The 13,655-nt window shown below is 72.3% G+C and carries 10 protein-coding genes and 1 pseudogene; 3 read left to right on the top strand and 8 right to left on the bottom strand.

Annotation, left to right across the window (positions count from 1 at the left end; genetic code table 11):
• Window positions 1–53: 53 nt before the first annotated feature.
• Window positions 54–320 (bottom strand): hypothetical protein, encoded by a 267-nt coding sequence (locus ACZ3IL_RS15725; RefSeq protein ID WP_467390627.1) that lies wholly within the window; start codon window positions 318–320, stop codon window positions 54–56.
• A gap of 249 nt (window positions 321–569) precedes the next feature.
• A pseudogene (locus ACZ3IL_RS15720) lies at window positions 570–845 on the bottom strand (ABC transporter ATP-binding protein); the annotation flags it as partial.
• Window positions 846–1,287: 442 nt separating this feature from the next.
• On the opposite strand from ACZ3IL_RS15720, the gene ACZ3IL_RS15715 reads away from it, so the two are divergent.
• The gene (locus tag ACZ3IL_RS15715; RefSeq protein WP_467390625.1) at window positions 1,288–2,328 is read left to right on the top strand and encodes a LacI family DNA-binding transcriptional regulator; all 1,041 of its coding nucleotides are present in this window, start codon (window positions 1,288–1,290) and stop codon (window positions 2,326–2,328) included.
• Between the two features lie 104 nt (window positions 2,329–2,432).
• Here the strand turns inward: ACZ3IL_RS15715 and ACZ3IL_RS15710 are convergent, their stop codons facing one another.
• The 3 genes from ACZ3IL_RS15710 to ACZ3IL_RS15700 all read right to left on the bottom strand — a co-directional run bounded on the left by ACZ3IL_RS15710 (window position 2,433) and on the right by ACZ3IL_RS15700 (window position 5,728).
• A complete protein-coding gene (locus tag ACZ3IL_RS15710; RefSeq protein ID WP_467390623.1) occupies window positions 2,433–3,308 on the bottom strand; it encodes a carbohydrate ABC transporter permease in 876 nt (291 codons plus the stop codon).
• The gene (locus ACZ3IL_RS15705) at window positions 3,305–4,285 is read right to left on the bottom strand and encodes a carbohydrate ABC transporter permease (RefSeq protein ID WP_467391333.1); all 981 of its coding nucleotides are present in this window, start codon (window positions 4,283–4,285) and stop codon (window positions 3,305–3,307) included. The genes ACZ3IL_RS15710 and ACZ3IL_RS15705 overlap by 4 nt, the downstream gene beginning before the upstream one ends.
• A 120-nt stretch (window positions 4,286–4,405) precedes the next feature.
• Window positions 4,406–5,728 carry an ABC transporter substrate-binding protein gene (locus ACZ3IL_RS15700; protein ID WP_467390621.1) on the bottom strand — a complete coding sequence of 441 codons (1,323 nt, stop codon included), beginning with the start codon at window positions 5,726–5,728 and terminating at the stop codon, window positions 4,406–4,408.
• Window positions 5,729–5,998: 270 nt separating this feature from the next.
• Here ACZ3IL_RS15700 and ACZ3IL_RS15695 point away from each other — a divergent pair, with 270 nt between their 5' ends.
• Window positions 5,999–8,410, top strand: coding sequence for a glycoside hydrolase family 2 protein (locus ACZ3IL_RS15695; RefSeq protein ID WP_467390619.1), 2,412 nt, complete (start codon window positions 5,999–6,001; stop codon window positions 8,408–8,410).
• Complete coding sequence (locus ACZ3IL_RS15690) at window positions 8,407–9,453, top strand: LacI family DNA-binding transcriptional regulator (RefSeq protein WP_467390617.1); 1,047 nt, start codon at window positions 8,407–8,409, stop codon at window positions 9,451–9,453. The genes ACZ3IL_RS15695 and ACZ3IL_RS15690 overlap by 4 nt, the downstream gene beginning before the upstream one ends.
• A gap of 185 nt (window positions 9,454–9,638) precedes the next feature.
• Here ACZ3IL_RS15690 and ACZ3IL_RS15685 read toward each other — a convergent pair whose 3' ends face one another.
• From ACZ3IL_RS15685 to ACZ3IL_RS15675, 3 genes are all read right to left on the bottom strand, one after another.
• Window positions 9,639–10,958 (bottom strand): cellulase family glycosylhydrolase, encoded by a 1,320-nt coding sequence (locus tag ACZ3IL_RS15685; RefSeq protein WP_467390615.1) that lies wholly within the window; start codon window positions 10,956–10,958, stop codon window positions 9,639–9,641.
• A gap of 347 nt (window positions 10,959–11,305) precedes the next feature.
• Entirely contained in the window at window positions 11,306–12,490 is a 1,185-nt protein-coding gene (gene manA / locus ACZ3IL_RS15680; protein WP_467390613.1) for a mannose-6-phosphate isomerase, class I, read from the bottom strand.
• Window positions 12,491–12,635: 145 nt separating this feature from the next.
• The gene (locus ACZ3IL_RS15675) at window positions 12,636–13,610 is read right to left on the bottom strand and encodes an ROK family protein (RefSeq protein WP_467390611.1); all 975 of its coding nucleotides are present in this window, start codon (window positions 13,608–13,610) and stop codon (window positions 12,636–12,638) included.
• Window positions 13,611–13,655 lie beyond the last annotated feature (45 nt).

Below are 13,655 nucleotides of genomic sequence, written 5' to 3'. Positions count from 1 at the left end.
AGTATCGCCGCACGCCGCCGCAGGCCGTCCCGGCGAGGGTACGGCCCCCCGGATCAGCTCGGTGTGCCGTAGGCCTGGATCACCGTGGCGCCGAGGTCGCACCAGACGGTGGACGTGCCGCCCGACGGAACCCGGTTGCCGAAGTGCCGGTAGACGTAACCGTTGTCGGTCCGCCGGCAGTCGACGACACCGGTGAACGAGGAACCGGTGCAGGTGATGGCGGCGCCCCGGTGGCCGGCGCTGCCGGTGATCAGCCGGGCCGAGCAGTTGAGGGCGGACGGGGCGGAGGCTGAGGCGGAAGCCGGGGAGACGGTGGCCAACAGGCCACCTGCCGCGAGACCCAGAGCGAGAACGGCCCTCGTGACACGCTGACGGGCTTGCATGGAAACCTCCCGGGTCGTTACGGAGGTGAACGGGATCGTCACCGAGAGCAACCTACGGTCTGTGTCCCCGCTCCACCAGGGGACCTGGGAAAGTTGGCGAGTGGGCGCCATGCGCCTGTGATCGGATGCCGGTTCCCGGGACGGGGCCGGGCGCCCCTCCCCGCTACGGCGCGGGAGCACCGGCGGTCAGGCCCGCTGCCCCGCTTGGAGGCTGGCGCACACCGATCCGCGCGCGAGCAGCTCCGCGTGGGTGCCGCACTCCACCGGCCTCCCGCGCTCCGGCACGGCGATGCGGTCCGCCCGCCCGATCGTGGAGAGCCGGTGGGTCACGACGAAGACCGTCCGTCCGGCGACCGGCCGCGCCGGCGCCTCCCGGACCCGTGCCTCCGACCGGGCGTCGAGGGCGGACGTGGCCTCGTCGAGCACGAGGACCCCGGGGTCGCGGATGAGGGCGCGGGCGACCTCGGCGTGCGGGACGGAGGAACGGGTGCGGTTGTGGAAGCCGGTGGAGAGCCGCTGCATGCGCGTGACGAGCGCGGAACGCAGGTCCCGCACGGCCCGCCGAACCGCGCCGTGCGTCCAGTGGACGTAGAGCAGGTGCGGGGGCGGGTTGAGGAGGAGGACCGTGAGCATCGGGGCGCAGTTCCCCCGCGGTCCGGAGATCGCGCGGTGTTCGCCGACGACGTCGATGACGTCGGCCGTCACGGGGGAGGGGCGCGACCGTGGGGACGCGGGGCTCGGTGCGGGGTGCGGGGGAGTTCCGGCGGCCGCGTCCGGGACCCGGACCTCCGGGCGCGCTTCCCCCGGGGGCCGTCGCGACGGCCCCGGCCGTTCCCTCGGTGGTCGCCGCGGGTCGGCGGTAAGGTCGAGTCACCGAGGACCCGGGACAGAACAGGGGTGGCGCGTGAAGCGGCCGACCATGGCGGACATCGCACGTCGCGCCGGTGTGTCCAAGGTGGCCGTCTCGTACGCGCTGAACGACCAGCCCGGCGTCTCGGACGCGACCCGCGCCCTCATCAAGGACATCGCGGGCGAGCTGGGATGGCGCCCCAGCAGCGCGGCCCGGGCGCTCACCGGAGGGCGGGCGCGGGCGGTGGGCCTCGCCGTGCGCCGCCCGGCCCGGACCCTGGGCGTGGAGCCGTTCTTCATGGAGTTCATCAGCGGCGTGGAGAGCGTCCTGTCCGAGCAGTCCTGCGCGTTGATGCTGCAGATGGTGGCCACGCAGGACGCCGAGATCGAGGTGTACCGCCGCTGGTGGGGCGAACGCCGCGTCGACGGCGTGTTCCTGATGGACCTGCGGGCCGACGGCGACGCCCGGATCCACGAGGTCGGTTCCCTCGGGCTGCCCGCCGTGGCCATCGGTCCCCCCGGCAGTTCGGGGGCCCTGCCCGCCGTCTGGTCGGACGACGGCGAGAGCATGCGCGAGATCGTGCGCTACCTCACCGCCCTCGGGCACCGGCACGTCGCCCGGGTCGCCGGGCCCGCGGAGCTGGCGCACACGGTGGTGCGCGACACCGCCCTGCGCGAGGCCTGCCGGGAGGCCGGCATCCCCGAGGCGGAGGTGATCCACACCGATTACACGGGGGACGAGGGCGCGCGGGCGGCCCGCGCGCTGCTCATCGCGCCGCGGCGGCCGACGGCGATCGTCTTCGACAACGACATCATGGCCGTGGCGGCCCTCTCCGTCGCGCAGGAGCTGAACCTCTCCATCCCGGCCGACCTGTCGATCGTGGCGTGGGACGAGTCCCCGCTGACCCAGGTCGTCCGGCCCACGCTGTCGGCCGTCACGAGGGACATCGGGGCGTACGGGGCGCGGTCCGCGGCCGCCCTCCTGTCCCTGATCGACGGCGGGGAGGTGGGGGACATCCGCGAGGGGTACGCGCGGTTCGTGCCCAGGGGCAGCACCTGTCCGCCTCCCGCGAAGGAGTCCGGCGCCGCGGACTGACGGGCCCGGCTTCCGGGGGCGGCACGGGCCCGGCTTCCGGGGACGGCGTGGGGCCGGACCGTCCCCCCCCCGTACGGCCCGGCCCCGGTCTCCCCCTTCGCGGGCTACTTCGTGGCTCCCTGCGAGAAGCCGTTGTAGATCCAGCGCTGCAGCAGCAGGAAGATGACCAGCGTCGGCAGGATCACCAGGATCGCGCCGGCCGAGATGGCCTCCCAGTGGGCCCCGAAGGGGCCCTTGAAGCGGAAGAGCGCGGTGGACATCGTGTCGAGGTCCTCGGAGTGCATGTAGAGGAAGGGGATGTAGAAGTCGTTGTAGGTGGTGATGCCCTTGATGATGACGACGGTGGCGATCGCCGGCTTCAGCAGCGGGAAGATGATCTTCCGGTAGATCGTGAAGGCGTTGGCGCCGTCGATCCGGGCGGCTTCGTCCAGGGACACCGGGATGCCCCGGATGAACTGCAGGAAGATGTAGACGGAGACGATGTCCGTCCCCATGTACAACAGGATCGGTGCCCACCGGGTGTTGACCAGGTCGAAGCTGCTGACCACCTGGAAGGTCGCGACCTGGGTGGTGACGCCGGGGACCAGGGTGGCGACCAGGAAGAGCGCCATCACGAGCTTCTTGGCCCGGAAGTCGAAACGGTCCACCGCGTAGGCGGTCATCGAGCCGATGATCACGGTGCCGCCGATGGAGAAGAACAGGATGAACGCGGTGTTCCCGAAGGCCATGAGCAGATGGCCGTCGGTGAACGCCGTGACGTAGTTGTCGAAGTTCAGCCAGTTCCCGGGCAGTGACAGCGCGCCGCCCTCGCCGACCTCCTTCGACGTCTTGAGCGAGGTGAGGAGGACGACGGCCAGAGGCAGCAGGACCACCACCGAGGCGGCGATCAGCGACAGATAGGTCAGCAGGCTCCCGACGGGGAGGCGGCGGCGCCCGGAGGCTCGGACGGGCGCCGGGGTGGGAGCGAGATCGGAGGTCATACGAGGTCCACCTTGTCGTCGGGCACGAGCCGGCGCTGGATCCAGGTGATCAGCAGGATGATCAGGAGCAGCACCACGGCCGCGGCCGAGGCCAGGCCGGTCTTGTTGAACTGGAACGCGAACTTGATCGTCTGGATGACGAAGGTCTGGGTGCCGGTCGCACCGCCGGTCATGACGTACGGGATCTCGAAGACCGACAGGGACCCGGAGATCGCCAGGATGACGCTGAGGCTGATGACGGGCCTGATGCTCGGCGCGATGATGTGCCGGAACTGCTTCCACCGGCCGGCGCCGTCCAGTTCGGCCGCTTCGTACAGTTCGCCGGGGATGGACTGGATGGCTCCGAGGAAGAGCACGAAGTTCAGTCCGGTGAAGCGCCAGACGGAGACGCCCGCGAGGGAGACGTTGGCGGAGGTGGGGTCGCCGAGCCAGGGGTGGTCGGTGGTCACGCCGAACCAGGACAGCACCGAGTCGAGCGTGCCGCCGTCCTGGAAGAAGTACAGGAACACGAAGCCGATCGCGACACCGTTGATGAGGTAGGGGAAGAAGAGGATTCCCTTGAAGAGGTTCCGGAACTTCAGGTTGAAGCTGAGGACCACCGCGAAGTAGAGCGCGACGGCGATCTGGACCACGGAGGCGGCCAGGTAGTAGCCGCTGACGAAGAAGACCCGGAACAGTTCGGGGCGGGTGAAGATCTGTATGTAGTTGTCGAGACCGACGGTCTCCCGGTCCGGGCTCACCCCGTCCCAGTCCGTGAAGCTGTACGAGATCATGCTCGCCACCGGAACGTAGGTGAACGTGATCAGCAGCGCGAGCGGTCCCGCGAGGAAGAGCCAGGGCGTGATCCGCCGGAGGGGCGAGTCGCGCCAGGAGCGGGGCCGCCCGGCCGAGGGCGCGCGGCGGCGGCCCGCGGGCCGGACCCCCGTCCGGCCACGGCTTCCCGTGTCTGTCTTGTCCGTGGTGGATCGCCCTGTCATGACGGCGCCCTCGGGTGCGGTGTCGGTTGTCTCGGTCATGTCGGCCTTTCGTGTCCGCGACTGCGGAAGGTCCAGGGGCCCCGGCCGGTGTCGTGCGGCCGGGACCCGCTCCGCCGGTCGTCAGTTGCCGACGGTCTTCGCCGCCTCGTCCCACCTCTTGTTCAGGTCGGCGAAGAAGTCCTCGAGGTCGCCCTTCTCCACCCCGCGCGCGGTGTCGACCAGCTTCTGGCGGTAGTCCTGCTTGTTCAGGCCGATCTCCGCCGCTTCGTCGATGTCGTTGACCGCGGCCGTCTTGGCCTCCGAGCGGTCGAAGAAGGTGACATCGTTGTCAACGAATTCCTTGAGCGTGGCCGGCATGGGGGAGGACTTCAGCGCCGAGACGACGCCCTCCTTCTCCGCGAAGCCGGACTTCTCGGTGAACCAGTCGACCCAGGCGCGCGCCGCCGGCTTGTTCTTGGAGTGGACGCTGACGGCCTGCTGGTAGTCCGAGACCAGGGCCGCGCAGAACTTCCCGTTCTTCTGGACCGGGAACGGCATGAAGCCGATGTCCGCCGGACTGACGTTGGCCTCCTTCGCCGCGCCCTGCATCTGCGTGATCGCCCAGGAGCCCAGCATCATGCTGCCGATCTTCCCCTCGGCGAGCAGCGCCTTGGACACCTCCCAGTTGGTGGTCGTCGGGTCCTTCTCGGACAGGCCCTGCTCGACGATGTCGTGGAGCAGGGTGTCGATGGTGTTCAGCTCGCCGCCGGCCTTCCAGGGGGAGACCGCCCCGGCCAGGGCGTTGCTCGCCTGCGCGTCGCAGCCGACGCCGCCGAGGTTGCCGGTCCACTGGGTCAGCGGCCAGCCGTCCTTGAAGTTCGTGTAGTACGGGACGGCGCCCGTCTTGTCCTTGACCGCCTTCAGGCCCGCGAGGAACTCCTGGGGGGTCTTCGGCCAGGCGGTGATCCCGGCCTTCTTCCACAGCGCCTTGTTGTAGACGAAGCCGTTGGCGGTGCCGAACTGGGCGATGCCGTAGACCTTGCCGCCCACCTCGGTCTTGTCGCTGAAGCGGTACTTCGACATCTCGGCGGTCGTGCCGAGGGGCGCGAAGAACTTCGGGTAGTCGTTCTTGGCCACCGCGCCGGGGATGAGGAGGACGTCGCCGTACGCCTTGGCGTTCATGCGGATCTTCACCTCGCCCTCGTAGTCGGTGATGCCGTCGAAGGTCACCTTGACCTTGGGGTAGATCTTGTTGAACTCCGCGGCGTACTTCTTCAGGACACCGTTCTTGACGAGGTCGGTCCGCTGCGTGAGGACCTCGATCTCGCCCGAGACCTCCTTCGGGTCGGACGGGGCGGCGGCCGTCTCGCCCGTGACGGCGCCGCCTCCTCCGCCGCATCCGGCCACGGTCAGCATCGCGGCGGTCAGCAGCGCGCCCGTGAGCGCCATCGGCTTCTTGCCCATTGCCCAACTCCTTCAGGGTTACGGCTCAGGTCCTACTGGTGGGATGTCGGCACTATGCCAGCCGGAAGTGAACCGGTAAAGTGCTGATTTCCCGCGCGATGCCCAATCGTTACCGCCGCCACTCGAAAGTTACGGCACGAAGACATCGCGCCCCTCCCGTGACCGTCGCGCAAGTGATCCGAGGCCATCGGTTCACGGACCGTCACGCAAAGGCGCGGCCGACCCGGCGCCGCGCACCCGCCCACTGCCAGGCGATTGGAGCCGCACACCATGAAGGACGTCACTCAGCTGCACGAGGGCTGGAAACTGCGTCACGAGGACGCACTGCTTCCGGCCACCGTCCCCGGCTGCGTCCACACCGACCTGCTGGCGTCCGGCGTGATAGCCGACCCCTTCCTCGGCCACAACGAGACCGAGGTCGCGTGGGTGGGCCGGCGGGCGTGGTCGTACGTCACGGAGCTGGCCCACGACAGCGGCCACGAGCGCGCCGAGCTGGTCTTCGAGGGCCTGGACACCGCCGCGGAGGTCTTCCTCGCCGGCGAGTCCCTCGGCACCACGCGCAACATGCACCGGGTCCACCGCTTCGACGTCACGGGGCGCACGGGCCCGCTGGAGGTCCGCTTCGCCTCCGCGTACGAGGAGGCCGACCGCGTCCGCGCGCTGACGGGCGAGCGGCCGAACGTCTATCCCGAACCCTTCCAGTACATCCGCAAGATGGCCTGCTCCTTCGGCTGGGACTGGGGCCCCACCGTCGTCACCGCCGGCATGTGGCGGCCGGTCCGCCTGGAGCACTGGTCGACCGCCCGCCTCGCCGGGGTCCGCCCCCTGGTCACCGTCGACGGCACGGCCGGCCGCGTCGAGCTGCGGGTCCGCCTCGACCGCACGGAGAGCGGCACGGGCCGCCCCCTGACCCTCAGGGCGTCGGTGGACGGGAACGGGACCGCCGTGCACGCGGAGGCCGTGTGCGAGGGGGACGAGGCCGTTCTCGTCCTGGAGGTGCCCGACGCCGAACTGTGGTGGCCCCGGGGCTACGGGGAGCAGCCGCTCTACGGACTCGGCGTGACCCTCCTGGACGCCGGAGGGGCCGCGCTCGACACCTGGACGCGGCGCGTCGGCTTCCGCACGGTGGAGATCGACCGTTCCGCCGACGAGCACGGCACCGGTTTCACCTTCGTCGTCAACGGCGTGCGGATCTTCGCGCGCGGCGTCAACTGGATACCGGACGACGTGCTGCCCTCGCGGGTCACGCCGGAGCGCTACCGCACCCGGCTCGCCCAGGCCGCCGAGGCCAACGTCGACCTGGTCCGCGTCTGGGGCGGCGGCATCTACGAGGACGACGCCTTCTACGACGCCTGCGACGAGCTGGGACTGATGGTCTGGCAGGACTTCCTCTTCGCCTGCGCCGCCTATCCGGAGGAACAGCCCCTGCGCGGCGAGGTCGAGGCGGAGGCCAGAGACAACGTTGTCCGCCTCATGCCGCACGCCAGCCTCGTCCTGTGGAACGGCAACAACGAGAACCTCTGGGGCTTCCGCGACTGGGACTGGGAGGCACCGCTGGCCGGCGACTCCTGGGGCGAGGGCTACTACCTCGGCGTCCTGCCGAGGATCGTCGCCGAACTGGACCCGACCCGCCCGTACACGGCGGGCAGCCCCTGGTCCGGCTCCTGGGACCACCACCCCAACGACCCGGCCCACGGCACCCACCACTCCTGGGAGGTGTGGAACCGCCAGGACTACGCCGAGTACCGGGCCAACGTCCCCCGATTCTGCGCCGAGTTCGGCTGGCAGGCCCCGCCCGCCCTCGCCACCCTCCACCGCGCGCTGCCAGGGGAGGAGCTCGCCCCGGACTCCCCCGGCATGCTCCACCACCAGAAGGCCGAGGACGGGAACGGCAAGCTGAACCGGGGCATCGAACGCCACTTCGCCCTGCCGGAGGGGGACTTCGACCGCTGGCACTACCTCGCCCAGGTCGTCCAGGCGCGGGCCGTCGCCGCGGGCATCGAGCACTGGCGCTCCCACTGGCCCCTGTGCGCCGGCTCGGTGGTGTGGCAGCTCAACGACTGCTGGCCGGTCAGTTCCTGGGCCGCGATCGACGGCGACGGCCGGCTCAAGCCGCTCTACCACGAGCTGCGCCGGGTCTACGCGGACCGGCTGCTCAGCCTCGTCCCCGCCGGGGAGGGGCCGGTGCTCGCCCTGGACAACCAGTCCGCCTCCGTCTGGCGCACGACGGTCGTCCTGCGCCGCGTGGACACGGACGGCGGCGTCCTGCGGGAGGCCTCCTTCGAGCTGGAGGCCGCCCCCCGGACGGTGGTCAGACTGGTGGTGCCCGCCTCGCTGCTGCCCGGCCCCGGTTCGTCGAAGGAGTTCCTCGTCGCCGACGCCGACGGACGGCGGGCGGTCCACTTCCCCGTGCCCGACAAGGAGTTCGCCTACCCGGTGCCCGCGTACGACGTACGGCTCGAACCCCGTGCCGGGGGCGACGCCGTCGACGTGGTCGTCACGGCGCGGAGCCTGGTGCGCGACCTGCTCCTCCAGCCCGACCGGCTGGCACCCGGGGCCCGCGCCGACCGGGGGCTGATCACCCTGCTGCCCGGGGACGAGGCACGGATCGCCGTCACGGGATGGGGCGGTGACGACGTGGCGGCCGTCCGCCGCGCCCTGTTCAGCGTGGGAGCGGCGTGAGTTCCCCGGCTCCCCGCGTCTCCGGCCCGCGCGTCACGATCAACGACGTCGCCGCGCGGGCCGGGGTCTCCAAGGGAGCCGTCTCCATGGCGTTCAACAACAGGCCCGGGGTCTCCCCCGCGACCCGCGAGCGCATCTTCGGGGCCGCCGAGGAGCTCGGCTGGACCCCCCACCAGACCGCGCGCAACCTCTCCGGCCGGCGGGCGGGCATCGTGGGGCTCGCGCTCTGCCGGCCGGCCCGGCTGCTCGGACTGGAACCGTTCTACATGGAGTTCATCTCCGGCATCGAGGACGTCCTGGCCGAGCGCTCCTGTTCGCTGCTGCTCCGTCTGGTCCGCGACCTGGAGGAGGAGACGGAGCTGTACGAGGGGTGGTGGCGCAGCCGGACCGTCGGCGGGGCGATCCTGGTGGACTTCCACCGGGACGACCCCCGCGTCCCGCCCCTGCGGGCCCTCGGCATGCCCATCGTCGCCGTCGGCCACCCCTCCCTGACCGGCGGCTTCCCCTCGGTCTGGACCGACGACGCCTCCGCCGCCGGCGAGGCGGTGCGGTACCTCGCCGCGCTCGGCCACCGGCGCATCGCCCGCGTCGGCGGTCCGTCCGGCCTTGGGCACAGCGGCATCCGCGCCGCGGCGTTCGAGGCCACCATGGCGGAACTGGGCCTGGACGGGCGCCGCCAGGTGTCGACGGGCTTCGCGGGGGAGGAGGGCGCGCGGGCGACCCGCGGTCTCCTGATGTCGCCCGACCGCCCGACGGCCATCGTGTACGACAACGACATCATGGCCGTCGCCGGCGCCGCGGTGGCGGCCGAGATGGGGCTCGTGGTGCCGGACGACCTCTCCCTGCTCGCCTGGGACGACTCCCAGCTGTGCCGGCTCACCCACCCGCCCCTGTCGGCCATGAGCCACGACGTCCACCAGTTCGGGGAGGCGGTCGCCCGCACCCTCTTCGGAGTCATCGAGGGCACCCCGGAGGAGGCCGTCCAGGTTCCGACGCCGTCCCTGACGCCACGGGGTTCCACGGGCCCGCCCCGGCGCCGGTAGCCGGGCCGCCGTACGGGCGGGCCGGTCCGGAACGGCGAGGGCCGTACCCCCCGGGGGGTACGGCCCTCGCCGTCACGCTCCTCCGCGCGGGACCGGCGGGGCGGAAGGAGAGGGCGGGTTCCCGGGCGGGGACGCGCCCGGGAACCCGCCCCGTCGCGCACCCGGCACGCGGGCGCGACCCCGGGTCAGCCCTTGGCGCAGGCGACCCCGTCGAGGCTGAAGGCGGCGGGCACGGCGCCGGGGCCCGTGGCGTTGAGACCGAAGCTCACGGCTCCTCCGGCCGGGACGACCTCGGTCCAGGGCCGGCTGGTGGCACGGACCTGCCGGCCGTCCTGGGTGACGACGGCGTTCCAGGAGGAGTTCACGGTGTTGCCGTCCGGGAGGGCGAACTCGAGCTTCCAGCCCTTGAGGGGCAGCGCACCGGTGTTGCGGACGGTGACGTCGGCGTTGAAGCCGGTGCCCCAGCTGTGGAGGCGGTAGGCGACGGAGCAGCCGCCCGCGGGGGCGTCCCCGTAGACACCGGCCTCGCGCGAGGTCGAGCGGATGCCGTCCGGGCCGTCGAACAGCCGCCGGCCCCAGGCCGTGAGCCGGGAGGCGTCGAAGCCCTCGGCGAGGTCGAGGTACTCGACGCCGCCGCCGTTGCCGCTCCAGGACCAGCCCAGGTAACCGAGGCCGAGCCGGCGCGCGGTGGCCATGACGGCGTCCTCGTCCGGGTTGCCGTCCGAGTGCTCGTGGCCGAACTCGCCCACGACGACGGGCAGACCGCGGTCGACGAAGCTGCCGAGGTAGCCCTCGACCTCGGCGGCGGTGTCGTACACGCCGTACATGTGGATGGAGAAGACCGTGTTGCGGTCGGGGTCGGCGGCGAAGACGGCGGGCGCGTTGTCGCGCATGGTGTGCGACCAGTCCTGGCCCCAGTTGGGCGCGTCGACCATCAGCGTGTGATCGAAGCCGGCGGCGCGCAGCCGGCCGACGGCGTTCTTGGTGTCCTGCGTCCAGGCGGCGTAACCGCTGTTGCCGTACGGCTCGTTGCCGAGGTTGACGATGACGTACTTCTCCTGGCCCTTGAGGGCGCTCGCCACCTCCAGCCAGTAGTCGACGGCCTGGGAGAGGGAGGCCGCGCCGTCCTGTTCGCCGTAGCCGGTGGTGTCGTGCGCCTCCAGGACGCAGACCAGTCGGTTGGCCTTGCAGCGGGCGACGACGTTCGCGACGTCCGCCACGTCGTTCTTCGTCCACCGGGTGCCGGTGCCGAGGACCACGCGGACCGAGTTGGCCCCGAGCGCCTTGACGTCGGACAGGGACCGCTCCGTCCGGTCGGCGTACCAGGTGTGCGCGTGGTTGACCCCGCGGAGGACGAAGTCCTGGCCCGTGGCGTCGACGAGCCTTCCGTTCACGACGTGGAAACCCGGGGCGGGGTCGGCGGCGTGCGCCGCGACGGGGGCCGCCGTGAGGGTGGCGGCGACGGCGAGCAGTGCCGCGGCCGAGAAGACCGGTGTCCTGTTCATGGGGTACTCCCAACTCGGTGCCGCGCCCGTGGCCGGAAGAAGCCGGCGCGACCGTTCCTGACAGGGGGTGGAGCGGCGGTCCGCCGGGGCGGTGTGCCCCGGCGGGCCCGTCGGGCGACGGGCGGACCGCCGTCGGCCCCGCTGTCCGGCGCATTGCCGCGGCTCGTGCCGGACAGGGGGGAGCAGCCGTCGGCGCGGGTGAAATTCCGTTCCTCCGAACGACCGGAACGCCTTTCACCGGTGCCTTGCGGCCGAGTTGAGGCTAGAGGGGTGATGTGGCCGATAACAAGAGACCGTACATAACCGGTTAAGTTTAGTTTCGGTTTTGTTCACGGAAGGCTTTTCCGTCAAGGGCGGGCGGCGGTTCCGGTCGTGGCGCGGTAGACCGTGCCGGCACCGCCGAGGACGGCTTCGGCGCCCGCGGGCAGATAGACCGAACGGCCGGGACCGATGCGGAGCGTCCTCCCGGCGCCGGAGACGGAGACCTTCCCCTCGGTGCAGAGGACGATCTGCGGGGCGTCGAGGGCGAGCGGGTGCGGCGGCCCGCCGGGGCCGGGCCGGAGCCGTGACAGCCGGAAGTCGTCGACGGGCGCCGGGTAGACCTCCTCGCCCCCTTCCTCGCGCGGGGTGAGCACCCGCGCCGGCGGCGAGGAGAAGCGGACGACCTCGAGGAGTTCGTCCGCGTCGACGTGCTTGGAGGTGAGTCCGCAGCGCAGCACGTTGTCGGAGCCCGCCATGATCTCCACGCCGAGCCCCGAGAGGTACGCGTGCGGAACGCCGGCCCCCAGGAACAGGGCTTCTCCCGGAGCCAGTTCGACGTACCGGAGCAGCAGTGCGGACAGCAGGCCCGGGTCGCCCGGGTGCGCGCGGGCGACGCGGTCGTAGGCGGCGATGTCGCTCCCGTGCGGCCCGCCGGCCGCCGCCAGCGCCTCCGCGACCGCGTCGAGCAGCCCGGCCGGCGGGCGGAGGAAGGCGCGGAACACCCCGGCGAGGGCCTCCTCCCCGGGGGCGGTGCGCAGCGTCTCCGCGTAGGGCCGCAGTGCGGGGACGCCGAGGGAGTCCAGCAGTTCGGCGCACTGTCCGGGCGCCCGGAACCCGCACAGTCCCCGGAACGGGGTCAGGGCGACGATCATCTCGGGCTTGTGCTGGGGGTCCCGGTAGGTGCGGTGGGGCGCGTCCAGGGGGACGCCGAGCGCGTTCTCCCGTTCGAAACCGGCCCGGGCCCGGGCGGCGTCGGGGTGCACCTGTACGGACAGCGGGGCTTCGGCGGCCAGCAGTTTGAGGAGGAACGGCAGTCGCGGACCGAACCGCCGCAGGACGGCCGGCCCCAGTTCGCCCTCCGGGTCCGCGCCGATGACCCGGTCGAGCGGGACCTCCGTCCCGCCCCTGCGGACCAGGGACGGGGCGGCGGGGTGGGCGCCCATCCACAGTTCGGCCTGGGGTTCGCCGGTGGGCGGCACGCCCATGAGGCCGGGCAGCAGGGTGACGGAGCCCCAGTCGTAGGGCCGGACGGTGTTCTGGAGGAGGTCCACTTCGTGTCCTGGGAAGAGGTGCGGAGGGAGAGGGAGGGGAGGCCGGGCGGACGCCGCGGGGAGGAGGCGCGAACCTCCTTCCGCGGGCGCGACACGGCGGGAGGCGGGTCCGCCGGGCGCCGGTGGCCGGGGCCGTCGCCGGGCGTCAGGAGGCGGGAAGGCCCGTCGCGGCGGCGCCCGCGGGGAAGGAGCCCGTCGCGGCGGCCGCGGCGGCCGCGGCCCCGATCAGGCCGGCGTCGAGGGCGAGCCCGGCGGGCACCACCGGGACGTCGCGGGTGAAGTCCAGGACGGCGTACGACTTCAGGTGGCGGCGCAGCGGCGCGAAGAGCGTCTCGCCCGACTGGGCGACCCCGCCGCCGATCACCACCAGGTCGAGTTCGACGAGCGCGGAGGTGGCGGCGACGGCCGCCGCCAGGGCCCGTCCGGCCCGGTCGAAGGCGGCGAGCGCCCTGGCGTCGCCCGCGCGGGCCGCGAGGCCGACCTCCCCGGCGGAGGCGGGGCAGCCCTCCGGGGGAGTCCAGCCGGACTCCAGGGCGTGGGCCGCGATGGCCGTGCCGCTGGCGTACCGCTCGACGCAGCCGCGTGCCCCGCACGGGCACACCGGGCCGTTCTGGTCGACGGTGATGTGGCCGATGTGGCCCGCGTTGCCCGTCCTTCCGGCGTGGACGCTCCCGCCCAGCACCAGGCCGCCCCCCACGCCGGTGGAGACGACCATGCACAGGGCGTTCTCGACCCCCTTCGCGGCACCCGTCCAGTGCTCGGCCGCCGTCATCGCGACGGCGTCCCCGATCAGTACGGGGCGGATGCCCGGCGGTACGGCCGGATGGCTCCGCACCCGGTCGACGAGGGGGAAGGCGCGCCAGGCGGGGATGTTCACCGGGCTGACGGTCCCCGTCGCGGTGTTCACGGGCCCCGCGCTGCCGATCCCGAGGCAGGAGAGCGCGGCCCACTCCGGACGCGCCGCCAGGTCGTCGAGGACTGCGGAGACCGCGGCCATCAGCGCGTCGGCCGGTTCCCGGGCGGGAGTCGGCCGCTGCGCCCGCGCGACCAGGCGCCCCCCGGGGTCGACGAGGGCCCCGGCGATCTTCGTGCCCCCGATGTCCAGTGCTCCGTACACCATCACGCCCAGCCTTCCAGAACGAAACGAACAGCGGAACCACACTGT

The sequence above is a fragment of the Streptomyces sp. NPDC014907 genome (assembly GCF_055562975.1).
The sequence above is the reverse complement of the archived record's forward strand: the minus strand, read 5'-3'. Positions and strand labels throughout refer to the sequence as shown.